16 protein-coding genes and 1 pseudogene are annotated in these 14,574 nt (G+C 66.8%); 10 read left to right on the forward strand and 7 right to left on the reverse strand.

Annotated features, from left to right (window positions below; all coding sequences use genetic code 11):
• The first annotated feature begins 106 nt into the window (after positions 1-106).
• The 7 genes and pseudogenes from MZV50_RS16865 to MZV50_RS16895 all read left to right on the forward strand — a co-directional run bounded on the left by MZV50_RS16865 (position 107) and on the right by MZV50_RS16895 (position 6,343).
• The gene (locus MZV50_RS16865; protein ID WP_252630458.1) at positions 107-754 is read left to right on the forward strand and encodes a hypothetical protein; all 648 of its coding nucleotides are present in this window, start codon (positions 107-109) and stop codon (positions 752-754) included.
• Positions 751-1,641, forward strand: a complete 891-nt coding sequence (locus MZV50_RS16870; protein WP_252630459.1) for an ROK family protein — start codon at positions 751-753, stop codon at positions 1,639-1,641. The genes MZV50_RS16865 and MZV50_RS16870 overlap by 4 nt, the downstream gene beginning before the upstream one ends.
• A gap of 10 nt (positions 1,642-1,651) precedes the next feature.
• Positions 1,652-2,908 carry a DNA polymerase IV gene (locus MZV50_RS16875; protein WP_252630460.1) on the forward strand — a complete coding sequence of 419 codons (1,257 nt, stop codon included), beginning with the start codon at positions 1,652-1,654 and terminating at the stop codon, positions 2,906-2,908.
• Positions 2,909-3,050: 142 nt separating this feature from the next.
• Positions 3,051-3,191, forward strand: a pseudogene (locus tag MZV50_RS16880) (hypothetical protein); the annotation flags it as partial.
• A 26-nt stretch (positions 3,192-3,217) separates the two neighbouring features.
• Entirely contained in the window at positions 3,218-3,547 is a 330-nt protein-coding gene (gene clpS / locus MZV50_RS16885; RefSeq protein ID WP_013079900.1) for an ATP-dependent Clp protease adapter ClpS, read from the forward strand.
• A 13-nt stretch (positions 3,548-3,560) separates the two neighbouring features.
• Entirely contained in the window at positions 3,561-5,891 is a 2,331-nt protein-coding gene (clpA, locus tag MZV50_RS16890; protein WP_252630461.1) for an ATP-dependent Clp protease ATP-binding subunit ClpA, read from the forward strand.
• Between the two features lie 107 nt (positions 5,892-5,998).
• Positions 5,999-6,343, forward strand: a complete 345-nt coding sequence (locus MZV50_RS16895; RefSeq protein ID WP_252630462.1) for a hypothetical protein — start codon at positions 5,999-6,001, stop codon at positions 6,341-6,343.
• On the opposite strand, the gene MZV50_RS16900 is transcribed toward MZV50_RS16895, so the two are convergent.
• Together MZV50_RS16900 and MZV50_RS16905 are read right to left on the reverse strand one after the other, a co-directional pair.
• Positions 6,340-6,786 (reverse strand): BLUF domain-containing protein, encoded by a 447-nt coding sequence (locus MZV50_RS16900; protein ID WP_252630463.1) that lies wholly within the window; start codon positions 6,784-6,786, stop codon positions 6,340-6,342. The two genes, MZV50_RS16895 and MZV50_RS16900, sit on opposite strands and share 4 nt — an antisense overlap.
• An 89-nt stretch (positions 6,787-6,875) precedes the next feature.
• Positions 6,876-7,310, reverse strand: coding sequence for an HIT family protein (locus MZV50_RS16905; protein ID WP_252630464.1), 435 nt, complete (start codon positions 7,308-7,310; stop codon positions 6,876-6,878).
• Positions 7,311-7,364: 54 nt separating this feature from the next.
• Here MZV50_RS16905 and MZV50_RS16910 point away from each other — a divergent pair, with 54 nt between their 5' ends.
• Both MZV50_RS16910 and MZV50_RS16915 read left to right on the forward strand, forming a co-directional pair.
• The gene (locus MZV50_RS16910) at positions 7,365-7,949 is read left to right on the forward strand and encodes a DUF4287 domain-containing protein (protein WP_252630465.1); all 585 of its coding nucleotides are present in this window, start codon (positions 7,365-7,367) and stop codon (positions 7,947-7,949) included.
• A gap of 63 nt (positions 7,950-8,012) precedes the next feature.
• A complete protein-coding gene (locus tag MZV50_RS16915; protein ID WP_252630466.1) occupies positions 8,013-8,501 on the forward strand; it encodes a pyridoxamine 5'-phosphate oxidase family protein in 489 nt (162 codons plus the stop codon).
• A 6-nt stretch (positions 8,502-8,507) separates the two neighbouring features.
• On the opposite strand, the gene MZV50_RS16920 is transcribed toward MZV50_RS16915, so the two are convergent.
• The 4 genes from MZV50_RS16920 to MZV50_RS16935 all read right to left on the reverse strand — a co-directional run bounded on the left by MZV50_RS16920 (position 8,508) and on the right by MZV50_RS16935 (position 11,510).
• On the reverse strand, positions 8,508-9,701 hold the full coding sequence (locus MZV50_RS16920; RefSeq protein WP_252630467.1) for a GNAT family N-acetyltransferase: 1,194 nt from the start codon (positions 9,699-9,701) through the stop codon (positions 8,508-8,510).
• Entirely contained in the window at positions 9,698-10,471 is a 774-nt protein-coding gene (locus tag MZV50_RS16925) for a glycerophosphodiester phosphodiesterase (protein WP_252630468.1), read from the reverse strand. Before MZV50_RS16925 ends, MZV50_RS16920 begins: the two co-directional genes overlap by 4 nt.
• Positions 10,471-10,932 carry a RidA family protein gene (locus MZV50_RS16930; RefSeq protein WP_252630469.1) on the reverse strand — a complete coding sequence of 154 codons (462 nt, stop codon included), beginning with the start codon at positions 10,930-10,932 and terminating at the stop codon, positions 10,471-10,473. Before MZV50_RS16930 ends, MZV50_RS16925 begins: the two co-directional genes overlap by 1 nt.
• Before the next feature lie 143 nt (positions 10,933-11,075).
• A complete protein-coding gene (locus MZV50_RS16935; RefSeq protein ID WP_252630471.1) occupies positions 11,076-11,510 on the reverse strand; it encodes a phasin family protein in 435 nt (144 codons plus the stop codon).
• Between the two features lie 308 nt (positions 11,511-11,818).
• On the opposite strand from MZV50_RS16935, the gene MZV50_RS16940 reads away from it, so the two are divergent.
• Entirely contained in the window at positions 11,819-13,132 is a 1,314-nt protein-coding gene (locus tag MZV50_RS16940) for a D-alanyl-D-alanine carboxypeptidase family protein (protein ID WP_252630472.1), read from the forward strand.
• A 139-nt stretch (positions 13,133-13,271) separates the two neighbouring features.
• Here the strand turns inward: MZV50_RS16940 and MZV50_RS16945 are convergent, their stop codons facing one another.
• On the reverse strand, positions 13,272-14,504 hold the full coding sequence (locus MZV50_RS16945) for an aminotransferase-like domain-containing protein (RefSeq protein ID WP_252630473.1): 1,233 nt from the start codon (positions 14,502-14,504) through the stop codon (positions 13,272-13,274).
• Between the last annotated feature and the right edge of the window lie 70 nt (positions 14,505-14,574).

Below are 14,574 nucleotides of genomic sequence, written 5' to 3' on the forward strand. Positions count from 1 at the left end.
ACGGTCATGTGGCGACGCCTACGGATTCGCGCCGTCTTCCCAGACCTGATGGCACGAATATCCTTAAGCCCGCGCTAATCGCGTTCATACCCAACGATCCGAGCTCATGGAACCGCGTTACAACGACCTCCAGGCCTGCGCCATTTCCCCCGCCGCGCCGCTGGTCATCGTCGATGTCGACGAGGTCCTGGCTCAGTTCATGCGCGGTTTCGGCGCGTTCATCGAGCGTCACGGCTTCGAGCTGCGGGTCGACCGGTTCGCCCTGTTCCAGAACATCTATCGCCCTGGAGAGACCGAACACCTCGATCTGATCGCGGGCAAGGCCCTGTTCGATGATTTCTTTCGTGACGGCGCCGATGACCTCCTGCCTGCCCTGGGCGCGGCCGACGCCCTGGCCGACCTGTCCACCCACGCCGAGGTCGTCATCCTGACCAATGCCCCCGAGCATGGCCGCATGGCGCGCATCAAATGGCTGAAGACCCACGGCTTCGACTACCCCTTGATCATCAACAGCGGCCCCAAGGGCCCGCCCGCCGCGGAATTGGCCGCGCGCACCTCGGGACCCGCCGTGTTTATCGACGACCTTTTGCCCCAGCTCGAATCGGTGGCGGAGAAGGCGCCGCGGGTCGGCCGGTTTCAGATGGTCAGCGACGAGCGCCTGCGCCCGTTCGCCCCATCCGCGCCCGATCGTCATGTCCGCATCGACGAGTGGCCCGCCCTGAAGGCCGCCATTGAGGAGCGCCTCTCTGCATGATCCGGTTCGGCATCGATTTCGGCGGCACCAAGATCGAGGCGGCCGCCCTCAACGCGGCGGGTGAGTTCGTGGCCCGCGTTCGCAAGCCGAACCCGGGAAACTATCAGGACGCGCTCGAGGTGGTGGCCCAGCTGGTGACCGACGCCGAGACCATGGCCGGCGCGACATGCGCGCGGCTAGGCGTGGGCCTGCCCGGCTCGGTCTCGCCCAAGAGCGGCCTGATCCGCGGGGCCAACAGCGTCTATCTGAACGACAAGCGCTTCGGCGAGGACCTGGCCAAGCGCCTGGCGCGTCCGGTGCGCGTGACCAACGACGCCAACTGCCTGGCCCTGTCCGAAGCCGCTGACGGCGCGGGCTCTGGCGAACGCGTGGTCTTCGCCGCCATCCTGGGCACCGGCTGTGGCGGCGGCGTGGTCGTCGACGGCCAGATCATCGAAGGCCGCAACGGCTTCGCCGGCGAATGGGGTCACTTTCCCCTGCCCTGGCCCAAGCCCGAGGAATATCCCGGCCCCGACTGCTGGTGCGGCCGCAAGGGCTGCTTGGAGACCTGGATCTCCGGCCCAAGCTTTTCACGCGACGCGGGCTTTCCGAACGGCCAGGCGACGATGGAAGCCGTCGCCGCCGGCCAGCCCAACGCCGTGGCGGCGCTGGACCGCTATGTCGACCGCGTCGGCCGCGCCCTGGCGGTGATCTGCGACGTGATCGACCCCGACGTCATCGTCCTGGGCGGCGGCATGTCGAACGTCGACGCTCTTTATGAGCGCCTGCCCGCCGCCATCGCCCCGCATGTCTTCTCGGATGTCTTCGAGACGCCGGTGAAGAAGGCGACCCATGGCGACAGCTCCGGCGTGCGCGGCGCGGTCTGGCTGTGGCCGTCCGAGGCCTAGGGACCGCGCCATGAAGTCCCTGTGCCGCGACTGCGGGTGGACGGGCGAGGCCAAGGTCTCGCGCTGTCCGTCCTGTCACTCGCCGCGCACGATCTTCCACGAGGAGTTGGGGACACTCTCGATCGCCCACCTGGACTGCGACGCCTTCTACGCCTCGGTGGAAAAGCGCGACGACCCGACCCTGCGCGACCTGCCGGTGATCGTCGGCGGGGGCAAGCGCGGGGTGGTGACCACCGCCTGCTACATCGCCCGCATGAGCGGCGCGCGTTCGGCCATGCCGATGTTCAAGGCGCTGAAGCTGTGCCCCGACGCCGTGGTCATCAAGCCGAACTTCGCCAAGTACAAGGAGGAGAGCCGGCGCATCCACGAGAAGCTCGACAGGCTGACGCCGCTGATCCAGCCGCTGAGCCTGGACGAGGCCTGGATCGACCTGACGGGCACGCAGCGCCTGCACGGCGCGACGCCCGCCCAGATGCTGGCGCGGCTGCAGGCCGAGATCGAGCGCGACATCGGCCTGACGGTCTCGATCGGCCTGGCGCCGAACAAGTTCCTGGCCAAGATCGCCTCGGAACTGGACAAGCCGCGCGGCTTCTCGGCGATCGGCGCGGCAGAAGCGAAAGACTTCCTGGCCAACAAGCCGGTCGGCATCCTGCCCGGCGTCGGTCCCGCCACGGTCTCCAGCCTGGCCGAGATCGGCCTGAAGACCGTCGGCGATATCGCCGCCGCCGACCTGAAGCTGCTGGCCAACCGTCTGGGCTCGGGCGGCCTGCGCCTGCACCGCCTGGCCCACGGCCAGGACAGCCGCATCGTCGATCCCGACCAGGCCCGCAAGACGATCAGCGCCGAGACCACCTTCAACGACGATCTGCACAAACGTGAGGCGCTCGAGGACGAGCTGTGGCCGCTGTGCGAGAAGGTCGCCAAGCAGGCGCGCAAGGAAGGCGTCGCCGGCCGCGTGGCGACGCTGAAGCTGCGCACCCCCGACTTCAAGATCCATACCCGCCGCCGAACCCTGGCCGTGCCGACCCAAACGGCCCGCACCCTGTTCCAGGTGGCGCGCGAGCTGCTGGCGGCCGAACCCGGCGGCCTTTCATACCGCCTGATCGGGGCGGGCCTGACCGAGTTCGTCGACGCCGAGACCGCCGGTTCGGACATGTTCGCGGACGATGAACGCCGCACGCTCAAGAACGAAACGGCCATCGACGCCCTGCGCGGCAAGTTCGGCGCGGGCGCGGTCGTCAGCGGCCGGGCGCTGAAGGGCCGCTGAAGCCGCCCTCTTGCGCCGCGCCCGATCGCTAACCATCTGGGCTTCTCGTCACAGCCGGTCGCCCCGTGAGCGGGACGGCGGGCTCCACCTCCAGACGGAGCGTGACCGGCGCGAAACCGCTCACAGTTTCAGCCGCCACACTCCGGAACCGTTCGTCGGCGGTCTTCGCTCTCCCAAACGTGAAGCCGAAATCCGAGGCGCCCCTGTGCTAAAGCGGCGCAGCGGCGCTTCGGCCTCTTCCAAAGCCGCCGCGTTTCCATATCTAATTCAGGCAGGCGGGTGATTTGCCCGCCGGGAGAGAACAAGTCGATGGCCGAGCGGAAGCAAGGCGGACAAAGCAACGGCGCTGGGTCGTCGGTCGTCACGGAAGTGAAGCCGAAGACGCAGAAGCCCTCGCTTTATCGAGTTCTGATTCTCAACGACGACTACACTCCGATGGAGTTCGTGGTCTACGTTCTCGAACGGTTCTTCAACAAGTCGCGTGAAGACGCTACTCGCATCATGCTGCACGTTCACCAGAATGGTGTCGGCGTCTGCGGTGTCTACACATACGAAGTCGCAGAAACCAAGGTCGCGCAAGTCATCGACTCGGCGCGACGCCATCAGCACCCCCTGCAGTGCACCATGGAAAAGGACTGAGGAGCCTCCCCCATTGCCCTCTTTTTCGCGCCCCCTGGAAGAGTCCCTGCATCGCGCCGTCGCGTACGCCAACCAGCGTAAGCACGAGTACGCCACGCTGGAGCACCTTCTGCTCTCCCTGACCGACGACGAGGACGCCGCCGGAGTTATGCGCGCGTGTGACGTCGATCTCGCCGCGCTGAAGAAGAGCCTCTCGAACTATCTCGACGTCGAACTGTCCTCGCTGGTCGTGGACGACGACGAGGACGCCAAGCCGACAGCCGGCTTCCAGCGCGTGATCCAGCGCGCGGTGATCCACGTCCAGTCGTCGGGCCGTGAGGAAGTGACCGGCGCCAATGTTCTGGTCGCCATCTTCTCCGAACGCGAGAGCCACGCCGCCTACTTCCTGCAAGAGCAGGACATGACGCGGTACGACGCGGTCAACTTCATCGCCCACGGCATCGCCAAGAAGGCCGGCGCCTCGGAAGCCAAGAGCGTCAAGGGCGCCAGCGCCGGCTCGAACCAGACCGAGGACGACGGCGAGAAGCCGAACACCAAGACGGGCGGCGAGGCTCTCGAGGCCTATTGCGTCGACCTCAATGAAAAGGCCCGCCAGGGCAAGGTCGACCCGCTGATCGGCCGCGCGAACGAAGTGGAACGCGCGATCCAGATCCTGTGCCGTCGCACCAAGAACAACCCGCTGCTGGTGGGCGACCCGGGCGTCGGCAAGACCGCCATCGCCGAGGGCCTGGCCCGCAAGATCGTCACGCACCAGGTCCCCGAGGTCCTGGAAGGCGCCACCATCTACTCGCTCGACATGGGCGCGCTGCTGGCCGGCACCCGCTATCGCGGCGACTTCGAGGAACGCGTCAAGCAGGTGGTGAAGGAACTCGAAAACCACCCGAACGCGGTGCTGTTCATCGACGAGATCCACACCGTGATCGGCGCCGGCGCGACCAGCGGCGGGGCTATGGACGCTTCGAATCTCTTGAAGCCCGCGCTGGCCTCCGGCTCGCTGCGTTGCATGGGTTCGACCACCTACAAGGAGTTCCGCCAGCACTTCGAGAAGGACCGGGCCCTGGTCCGTCGCTTCCAAAAGATCGACGTGAACGAGCCGACGGTGGAAGACACCATCAAGATCCTCAAGGGCCTGAAGACCTATTACGAGGACTTCCACAAGCTGAAGTACACCGCCGAAGCCCTGAAGGTCGCGGTGGAGCTGTCGGCCAAGTACATCACCGACCGCAAGCTGCCGGATAAGGCGATCGACGTGATCGACGAGGCCGGCGCCAGCCAGATGCTGCTGCCGGAAAGCCGCCGCAAGAAGACCATCGGCGTCAAGGAGATCGAAAGCGTCGTCGCCAAGATCGCCCGCATCCCGCCGAAGTCGGTCAGCAAGTCGGACACCGAGGCCCTCAAGGAACTCGAGACCGACCTGAAGCGCGCGGTGTTCGGCCAGGACGAGGCTCTGAACCAGCTGTCGGCCGCCATGAAGCTGGCCCGGGCCGGCCTGCGTGAACCGAACAAGCCGATCGGCTCGTATCTGTTCAGCGGCCCGACCGGCGTCGGCAAGACCGAAGCCGCCAAGCAGCTGGCCCAGACCCTGGGCATCGAGATGCTGCGCTTCGACATGTCGGAGTACATGGAGCGCCATACCGTGAGCCGCCTGATCGGCGCCCCTCCCGGCTATGTCGGCTTCGACCAAGGCGGTCAGCTGACCGACGCGGTCGACCAGCACCCGCACGCCGTCGTCCTGCTCGACGAGATCGAGAAGGCGCACGGGGATGTCTACAACATCCTGCTGCAGGTGATGGACAACGGCGCCCTGACCGACAGCAACGGCAAGAAGGTCGACTTCCGCAACGTGGTCCTGATCATGACCACCAACGCGGGGGCGTCCGACGCCCAGCGCAATTCGATCGGCTTCGGCCGCTCGAAGGTCGAGGGTGAGGAAGAAGCCGCTCTGAAGCGCCTGTTCACGCCGGAGTTCCGCAACCGCCTGGACGCCGTCGTGGCCTTCAAGCCGCTGACGCCGGAGATCATCCGCCAGGTCGTGCAGAAGTTCGTCATGCAGCTGGAGGCCCAACTGGCCGATCGCAACATCACGATCGAGCTCTCCGACGACGCGGCCGACTGGCTGGCCAAGAACGGCTTCGACGAGCTCTACGGCGCCCGTCCGCTGGCCCGGGTCATCCAGGAGCATATCAAGAAGCCCCTGGCCGACGACATCCTGTTCGGACGTCTCGTCCGGGGCGGTCACGTCAAGGTCGTGCTGGAGAACGGCAAGATCGAGTTCGAGATCGAAAGCAACGGCGGCGACGCCAAGCCGAAGGCCGACGAAGCCGAGCCGGAAATGGCTCAGTAAGTCGCCTCGCGATACCTACGGAAAGGCCCGGCGCGATCCGGGCCTTTCTCGTTTCCGCTAACGCGAAAATTGTGGACGAAACAAGAACAAACGACTAGCGTGTAGCTATGAACACGGCAGGCTTCGACAGCTTAAGCGCCTCCAAGCGGCTTCGCGAAGCCGGTCTGGAGGAGCACGTGGCCGAAGCTATTGTCGAGATCGTGCGCCAGACTTCCAGCATGCCCGACATCGGCCATCTCGCCACCAAGGACGACCTTAGGCAGTTCGCCACCAAGGACGATCTAAAGCAGCTTGAGATGGGCACGAAGGCGGACTTTCAAGAAGCCAAGTTGACGATCGCCCAGCTTGAGGTGCGCCTCAGCGAAAAGATACGTCTGCAAGGCTGGTCCCTGCTCGGTGGAATGGCCTTACTTCTGGCCCTCAATACGGCCATGGCAAAGCTAATCGGTTAGCCCCGCAGATACCGCCCACCAACGCGCACCAGCAGACATTCCGCCCGTTCGGCGTCCAAACCGGCGGGGTTGAAGACGTCCAGCCCTACCTCTGACAACAGAGGTTGATCGATACGCCCCAGGCGATGCTGGCCCATGTTCCAGTCACGGAAGCGGCGGTGATCGGCCGGACCGTCGGCGAGGGTCCGCAGGTCGGCGTGGCGCTGGTCCCGCGCGATCCGAGCGAAGGTCTCTTCAAGAGCAGTCTCCGGCCCCTCCAGCCACTGCAGGAACCGTCCCTCCGCCACCACTAGGAAGCCCGTGATGTCGTCCAGCCGATTGTTCTGGATCGACTTGGCGATGATCGCGCGCAGCACCTCGTCGAACGCTCGCTCGGCGCCCGTGAAGCGACTGGCGTAGATCAGCCTTCGCAGGCGGCCCCGGCCTTTGTCGTCCTGGCTCATGGCGCGCTCCGTTGTATCGACGCTGAAAGCGCCAGTACGGGATTCGTCGCGCCCTGTTGGACGGCTAGCCGACCCAGGCGGCGGAATGCCTACAGCGCCGCCGAGATCTTCGCCGCCAGGGCCTTGAGTTCCTCGACATCGGCCATGCCCCCCTCGCCGTGACGGCCCAGGTCCTGACCCTCGTAGCGGGGGATGACGTGGAAGTGCAGGTGGAAGATCGTCTGGCCGGCCGGGGCGCCGTTGAACTGGGTGACGACCACGCCATCCGGCTTCAGGGCCGCGACCACCGCACGCGTCAGCTTCTGCGTCGCGGCCCCGAGGTCCGCCAGCACGTCGGTCTCGACCTCCAGGATATTTCGCGCCTGGCTGACCTTGGAGATCACCAGGGCGTGGCCGCGCGACTGCGGGAAGACGTCCATGAAGGCCAGGACCTTGTCGTCCTCGAACACCTTCACGCTGGGGATCTCGCCCCGGACGATCTTGGCGAAGATGTTGTCGGCGTCGTAGCGTCCGTCGAGGCTCATGACCGTCTCCTTCTGGCTGACCGGTCGTAGCAAACGAAGGGCGACGCGCAAACCATGGCCGAGACCAAACCCCAAGGCCTGACCGAGCAGCAGCAGAAGTGGTTCGCCTCGGTCCAGGCCAACCTGGAGCGCGAGACCGGCAAGACCCTGGAGGAATGGGTCGAGATCGTCCGCCGCGAGTGCAAGGAGACCAGGCCCAAGGCGCGCACCGACTGGCTGAAGGCGACCTATGGCGTCGGCCAGAACCGCGCCGCCACGATCCTCTCGGTCGCCTTCCCGTCCGACATGGGCTGGGACGACGCCGATGGCCTGCGCAAGGCGCTGTGGACCGATCCGGCCTCGACGGCGATCCTGGAAGCGGTCGAGGCGGCCGTCGCCGAGTTCGACGGCCTGGTCACCGGCCAGCGCAAGGCCTTCACGGCCTGGTCCCGCAAAGCGCAGTTCGCGGCCCTGAAGCCGGCCAAGGGCGGTCAGGCGGTGCTGGGCCTGGCGGTGGCGACGGACGCCTCCCCTCGGCTCTCCGAGCCCAGGAACGAGGGCTGGTCCGATCGCCTAAAGGCCAAGCTGGTTCTGACCGCCGCGGCCGATGTGGACGATGAGGTCAGGGCGCTGCTCAGGGCCGCTTGGGAGCGCTCGTAGCTTCGCCCTAGGAACGCCCGTTCCCGCCCGCCGTTGGTCTCCAAAACCCACGGAGATTCAACGATGTCCAAGGAAGCCGATCTGGCCGAGAAGTTCTGGAAGGCCCTCAAGTCCGACCGCACCGTGATGCTGGGCCTGCCCGATCACGAGAACGGCCGCGCCCAGCCGATGACAGCGGTCATCGAAGGCGATCACTCGGGTCCGATCTGGATCTTCAGCGCCGTCGACGTCGATCTGGTCGAGGCCGTCGAGGGCGGCGCGCGCGACGCCTTCATCCACTTCGCCGACAAGGGCCACCATCTGTTCGCCGCCGTCGACGGCAACCTGCGGATCGACAACGACCGCGAGACGATCGACCGGCTCTGGAACCCCTTCATCGCCGCCTGGTTCAACGGCAAGGACGATCCCAAGCTGCGCCTGTTGCGCTTCGAGCCGGCCGACGCCCAGATCTGGCTGAACGAGAACAGCCTGTTCGCCGGCGTGAAGATGATGCTCGGGGTCGATCCGAAGACCGAATACAAGGACAAGGTCGGCGAGGTCCGGCTGCAGTAGCCCGCCCTACCCTCCGTCGCGAGGCGGATCCGGCGTGTGACGGAAGGGCGAGAACTCTTCCGTCAGCATCTCGATGTCGCTTTCAACCGCCTCGCGCTCGCGCTCCAGGTAGCGGGCGACGGGCTCGCGCAGGGCGGGGTCGGCGATCCAATGGGCCGAATAGACGGCGCTGGGCAGGTAGCCGCGGGCGATCTTGTGCTGCCCCTGCGCCCCGGCCTCGACACGCGGCAGGCCCAGCCGGATCGCGTGCTCGATAGCCTGGTAGTAGCAGAGCTCGAAGTGCAGGAACGGCACGTCCTCGACGCAGCCCCAGTGGCGGCCATAGAGGCAGTCCCGGCCGATCAGGTTCAGCGCGCCGGCGATCCAGGGCCCGCCCGGCCGGCGCGCCAGGATCAGTAACACCTTGTCGGCCATCCGCTCGTGCAGCAGCGAGAAGAACCGGCGGTTCAGATAGGGTCGCCCCCACTTGCGGCCGCCGGTGTCCATGTAGAAGGCGAAGAACGCGTCCCAGTGTTCCTCGGTCAGCGCGTCGCCGGTGAGCGCGACGATCTCCAGCCCGTCCTGAGCGTCGCGGCGCTCGCGGCGGATGGTCTTGCGGCGATTGGCCGACAGGGCCGCCAGGAAGTCGTCGAAGGCAGCGTAGCCCTGGTTCTCCCAGTGATACTGCTGGTCCTGGCGCGGCAGCATCCCGCGCTCGCCCATCCAGCGCCACTCGTCCTCGACCGGGAAGGTCACGTGCAGCGACGAGGCGCCGAGGCGCTCGCACAGGGTCAGGGCTCCGCCCAAGAGGGCCGAGCGGCCCTCATCAACGTCGACATCCGGCCGAACGATCAACCGCGAGCCGGTCACCGGCGAGAACGGCGAAGAGCACTGCAGCTTGGGATAATATCGCCCGCCGGCCCGCTCATAGGCGTCGGCCCAGGCATGGTCGAAGACGTATTCGCCCTGGCTGTGGGATTTCAGATAGAGGGGCATGACCCCGGCCACTGCCCCCGCCTCGTCGTCGACCGTCAAGTGATGCGGCGCCCACCCTGTGCGGGCCGAGACGCAGCCGCTCTCCTCCAGGATCGACAGGAAGTCGTAGCTGACGAACGGATCGCCGGTCTGGCCCGCGCAAGCGTCCCAGGCCGCCTTGCCGATCTCGCCGATCGCGCGGTGGACGCGAACCGCCGACTGGACCCCTATCGGGTCTGGCGTCACGCCGTGAAGCCCTCGAAGATCAGGTTGTCGCAATGGTCGCGCACGCCTTCCCACTGGTCGGGCGAGCGGACCGTCCAGGCGACGATCGGCATGCCCTTGGCGCGATATAGGTCGGCGCGCGGGCTGGGCAACATGTCCAGGCCCAGGGCCAGGAAATCAGGCCGCGCGATCTCGACCTGCTCCAGCGCCGCCAGCGACTTGCGCATTTCGGGGGCGAGTTTGCGGGCGCCCTCGTCGTTCCAGCCGTAGCTGTCCAGGCCGCGCAGGATCTGCGGGTGATGGTCGGCGAACCAGGCATGCGAGTACGGGTTGAAGCCGATCACGGCGGTCGGGCCGTTGTGATCGACCAGCACCTCGGTCACCCGCCTTTCCAGCGGGCCGACATCGCCGAAGGGCGTTTTCAGCTCGATGAAGACCATGGCGCGGTGACCGATCATGGTCAGGGTGTCGGCCAGGGTCGGGATGGTTTCGTCCGTGCCCATGAGCGCGTAGCTTCCGAGCTCGGCGGCGGTGTGGTCGCGCAGGCGTCCTTCCCGGCCGGTCATCCGCTCCAGACGATCGTCATGGAAAACCACCGCCTCGCCGTCGGCGGTCAGCTGGACGTCCAGCTCTATGCCGTAGCCGCCGGCGCAGGCGGCCTGGAAGGCGGCCAGGCTGTTCTCCGGCGCGCCATCCTTGGCCCAGAGGCCACGGTGGGCCACCGGCGGGTCGAACAGGCGCTCCCACGCCTCGCCGAAGACATCGGTCGAGGGGCGTTCGCGCGAGCGCATCAGGCGATCTCCACCACCGCGTCCACCTCGACCGCGAAGCCGAGGGGCAGCTTGTAGACGCCCACCGCCGAGCGGGCGTGGCGACCGGCCTCGCCCAGCACCTCGACCATCAGGTCCGAGCACCCGTTGACGACCTTGGGGATGTCGATGAAGTCCGGCCCGGCCTGGACGAAGCCGCCCAGCTTCACGACGCGGACCACGCGGTCCAGGTCGCCGTCGCAGGCGGCCTTCATCTGGGCCAGCAGATTGACGCCACACAGGCGCGCGGCCTTCTGGGCGATCTCCAGGTCGACGTCGACGCCGACCGTTCCCTTGATCCCGCCGTCGGGCGCGATCGAGATCTGGCCGGAGATGTGCACGAGGTTGCCGGAGCGGACGAAGGGCACGTAGTTGGCCACCGGCGCCACCGGCTGGGGCAGCTCGACACCAATCGCCTTCAGGCGTTCATCGACCTTCGACATTCACGCGCTCCACTGGATTTGTGGGCCATGCTTAACGCGGCAGATGGGAGCGCAAAAGAAAAAAGGCCCGGACCTCTCGGTCCGGACCTTCATAGGCTGGGTTGGCTGGCCGCCGGTAAGGCGACTAAAACCCGAAGCGGCTCTTAGCGAGCGGCTTGGAACTTCTCGACGGCGGCGCTGACGCGTTCGTTCAGCGGCTTCACCGAGTCCTTGATCGAGGCCGAGACGATCTCCGAGGCCTTGCTGACCTGGGCGATGTAGGCTTCCAGGGCCGACTTGGCCCAGGCGGTCTGCAGTTCGACGGCTTCCTGGACGCTCTTGGCGGCGGCCAGCGACTTTGCGGCGGCGACTTGATCTTCCGCGGCCTTCTTGCCGTAGGCAAAGGTCTGGGCGCCCAGGGCTTCGGCGCCCTTGGTGGCGGCGGTCACCGAGGCGACGACGGCTTCCAGGTTCTTCTTCGAGTGGGTGTTGGCTTCGGCCAGGGCGGCCAGGGACTTCTCGACGCCGTCCTTGAACGCTTGGTTCGAGGCGGTCGTGAATTGCTCGACGGTGGTCTTGACGGTTTCGGCGGCGGCCATTGGGGCTCTCCTGGGGAGGAAGAAGACGGCGGGGCGGAGAACGAGCCGCAGCTCGCCCATCTGCGCTTGGGACACCGCGGTTCTCTCATGTTGCAGTGCAGCAGTCAACAATTTTGTGCAGCGCACCATGACGCAACGGAATCAGCCAGCAAGCTGCAGCATTGGAAGCACGCCCCCGATTTTTTCACGCCTGCGGCAAGATCGCTCACCAGTTGTTTACTTTAGCGAAAGGCGTCTTCCATCATGCTACGGGTCACGCGTGTGGCGGCGCCAGCCGCTTCCCAGTTCAAAATGACGGACGCTGCCCGATGTTCGCCAAGCTTATTTCCGCCCGCTCCTTCCTCGCCGCAGCCGGCCTGGCGCTGTCTTGCATGGTCGGCGCGCTCGCCCCGACCACCGCCTCGGCCGCCATACCCTATCTGCAGCTGAACGCCTCGGAGCCGAAGTACGCGGCGATCGTCATCGACGCCAATTCGGGCGAAGTCCTTTACGACAAAAGGGCCGACAGCCCTCGCTACCCCGCCTCGGTCACCAAGGTGATGACCCTGTACCTGACCTTCGAGGCGCTCAGCGAAGGCCGGCTGAAACTGACCGACCGGGTCGTCATGTCGCCCCGCGCGGCGGCCCAGGCCCCGACCAAGATCGGCCTGCGCCCCGGCGACAGCATGAGTGTCGACGAGGCCATCAAGTCCATGACGGTCAAGTCCGCCAACGACGTCGCCGTGGCCATGGCCGAGCGACTCGCCGGCAGCGAGTCGCGATTCGCCGCCCTGATGACCCTGCGCGGTCAGGAGCTGGGCATGCGCAACAGCCGCTTCGTGAACGCCTCGGGCCTGCCCGACAGCCGCCAGATCTCAACGGCCCGCGACCTGGCCATCCTGTCGCGCGCCGCCATGCGCGACTTCCCGCAGTACTACAGCTACTTCTCGGTGAAGGGCTTCACCTTCCGGGGCAACTACATCAAGGGCCACAACCGCCTGCTGGACAGCATGGAAGGGTTCGACGGCCTGAAGACCGGCTACACCAACGCATCGGGCTTCAACCTAGCGGGCTCGGCCGTGCGTGACGGCCGTCGCTTGATCGCCGTGGTCCTGGGCGGCCCGTCGACCGCCTGGCGCGACAACAACATGGAAGACCTGCTGCTGACCGGCTTCGACGTGATGAAGCGTCGTTCGCGCGGCGAGCGCACCTCGATCGCCGCCAATATTTACGAGGACGATCCCTCGGGCCCGATCGAGCGTCCGTCGGTCGAGCAAGGCGACGGCGACCAGGCCGGCCTGCGCATCGTCCTGACCGAGAACCCGCGCAATCCGGGCCCGGTGAAGGTCTCGCCGACGATGCGCGGCGCCCAGGAAGCCGCCAAGGCCAAGCCTGCCGCCAAGAAGGCGAAGGGCGAATGGGGCGTGCAGGTCGGCGCCTTCAAGTCCAAGTCGCTGGCCAACGATCAGCTGAAGCTGGTGCGCGGTCGCTTCGCCAAGGTCGTGGCCGAGGCCGAGGCCGCCGTGGAAGGCGCCGGCGGCACGTTCCGCGCCCAGTTCCAGGGCATGACCTCTGACGCCGCCCGTAGCGCCTGCTCGGCCCTGAAGGCCAAGCGCGTGCCCTGCATGGTGCTCCAGCCCTAAACACCGCCTCCCCGGCGAAAGCCGGGCCCCAGATCGAACCAAGGGCGCCGAGCGGCTAGGCTCGGCGCCCTTTCGCATTCACGGTTGACGCTCAGGATGAGCCCGGGCCCCGGCTTTCGCCGGGGAGACGGCGGTGAGACTAGGCTTCCGAGATCACTTTCGAGATCAGCCGCGCCATTCGCGCCACGCCTTCCTCGATCTGCTCGTCGGTGGGCAGCGAGTAGCTGAGGCGGATGGCGTTGGGCGTCTGGACCTCGGCGAAGAACGGCGCGCCGGGCACGAAGGCCACGCGCTCCTCGGCGATGGCCCGCGCCAACAGCGCCGCGCCATCAATCCCTTCCGGCAGGTCGACCCAGACGAACATGCCGCCTTCCGGATGCGACCAGGTCACGCCCTTGGGCATGCTCCGCTCCAGCGCCGCCAGGATCACCCGCGCCTTGTGGCCATAGGCGCCACGCAGACGGTGCAGGTGCTGGTCATAGCCTTCCGAGACGGCGCGGTGGGCGACCATCTGGTTGATCGTCGAGACGTGCAGGTCAGCGCCTTGCTTCAGCAGGACCAACTTCTCGATCACCGCCTTGGGCCCGCAGACCCAGCCGATGCGCAGGGCCGGCGACAGGGTCTTGGACAGGGTGCCCAGGAACAGGGTGCGGGCGTTGTCGATGCCGCCCGAGCGGGCGATGTCCAGCGACAGCAGGGTCGGCGTCGTCTCGCCCACGAACCGCAGTTCGCGATAGGCCGCATCCTCGACCAGGGTCATGTCCAGACGGTCGGCCAGGGCCAGCACGGCCTGGCGCTCCTCCAGGGTCAGGCTAACGCCGGTCGGATTGGCGAAGTCGGGCACGAAATAGCCCAGCGCGCCGTGCGGAAGGTCGGCGGCCGCCGGATCCCGCAGCGCATCCTCCGGCAGGTCGCGATAGGCGGGCTCGTAGCCGTTGAAGGCCTGCAGCGCGCCCAGATAGGTCGGTCGCGCCACCACGACCGTGTCGCCGGGGCTGATGAACAGCTTGCCGACCAGGTCCAGCGCCTGCTGCGAGCCGGCGGTCAGCATGATGTTGTGCGGCTCGCACGGCATGCCGTCGCGGCTCATCCGCTCGGCGATCCACTGGCGCAGCGGTAGATAGCCTTCGCTGACCGAATATTGCAGCGCCTGCCGTGACAGGGCCGGATCGGCCAGAATGGCGTCGTAACCGGCCTGGATCTGCTCGGCCGGGAACAGGCCAGGATCGGGGATGCCGCCGGCGAACGACAGGATGTCGGGCTGGTCCAGCAGCTTGAGCAGCTCGCGGATCTCGCTGGCGCGGACGCGGCTCATGCGGTCGCTGAAGCGCGCGGCCCATTCGGCGGCGCGGTCGGTGTCTTGGGTGGTCATGGGGTGATCTAGTCCGAACTGAATGACGCTATAGAGCCGCGACGGCGGCTCGCCTGAACTCGGTTCAGGA

The sequence above is a fragment of the Caulobacter segnis genome (genome assembly GCF_023935105.1).
GTDB lineage: Bacteria > Pseudomonadota > Alphaproteobacteria > Caulobacterales > Caulobacteraceae > Caulobacter > Caulobacter segnis_B.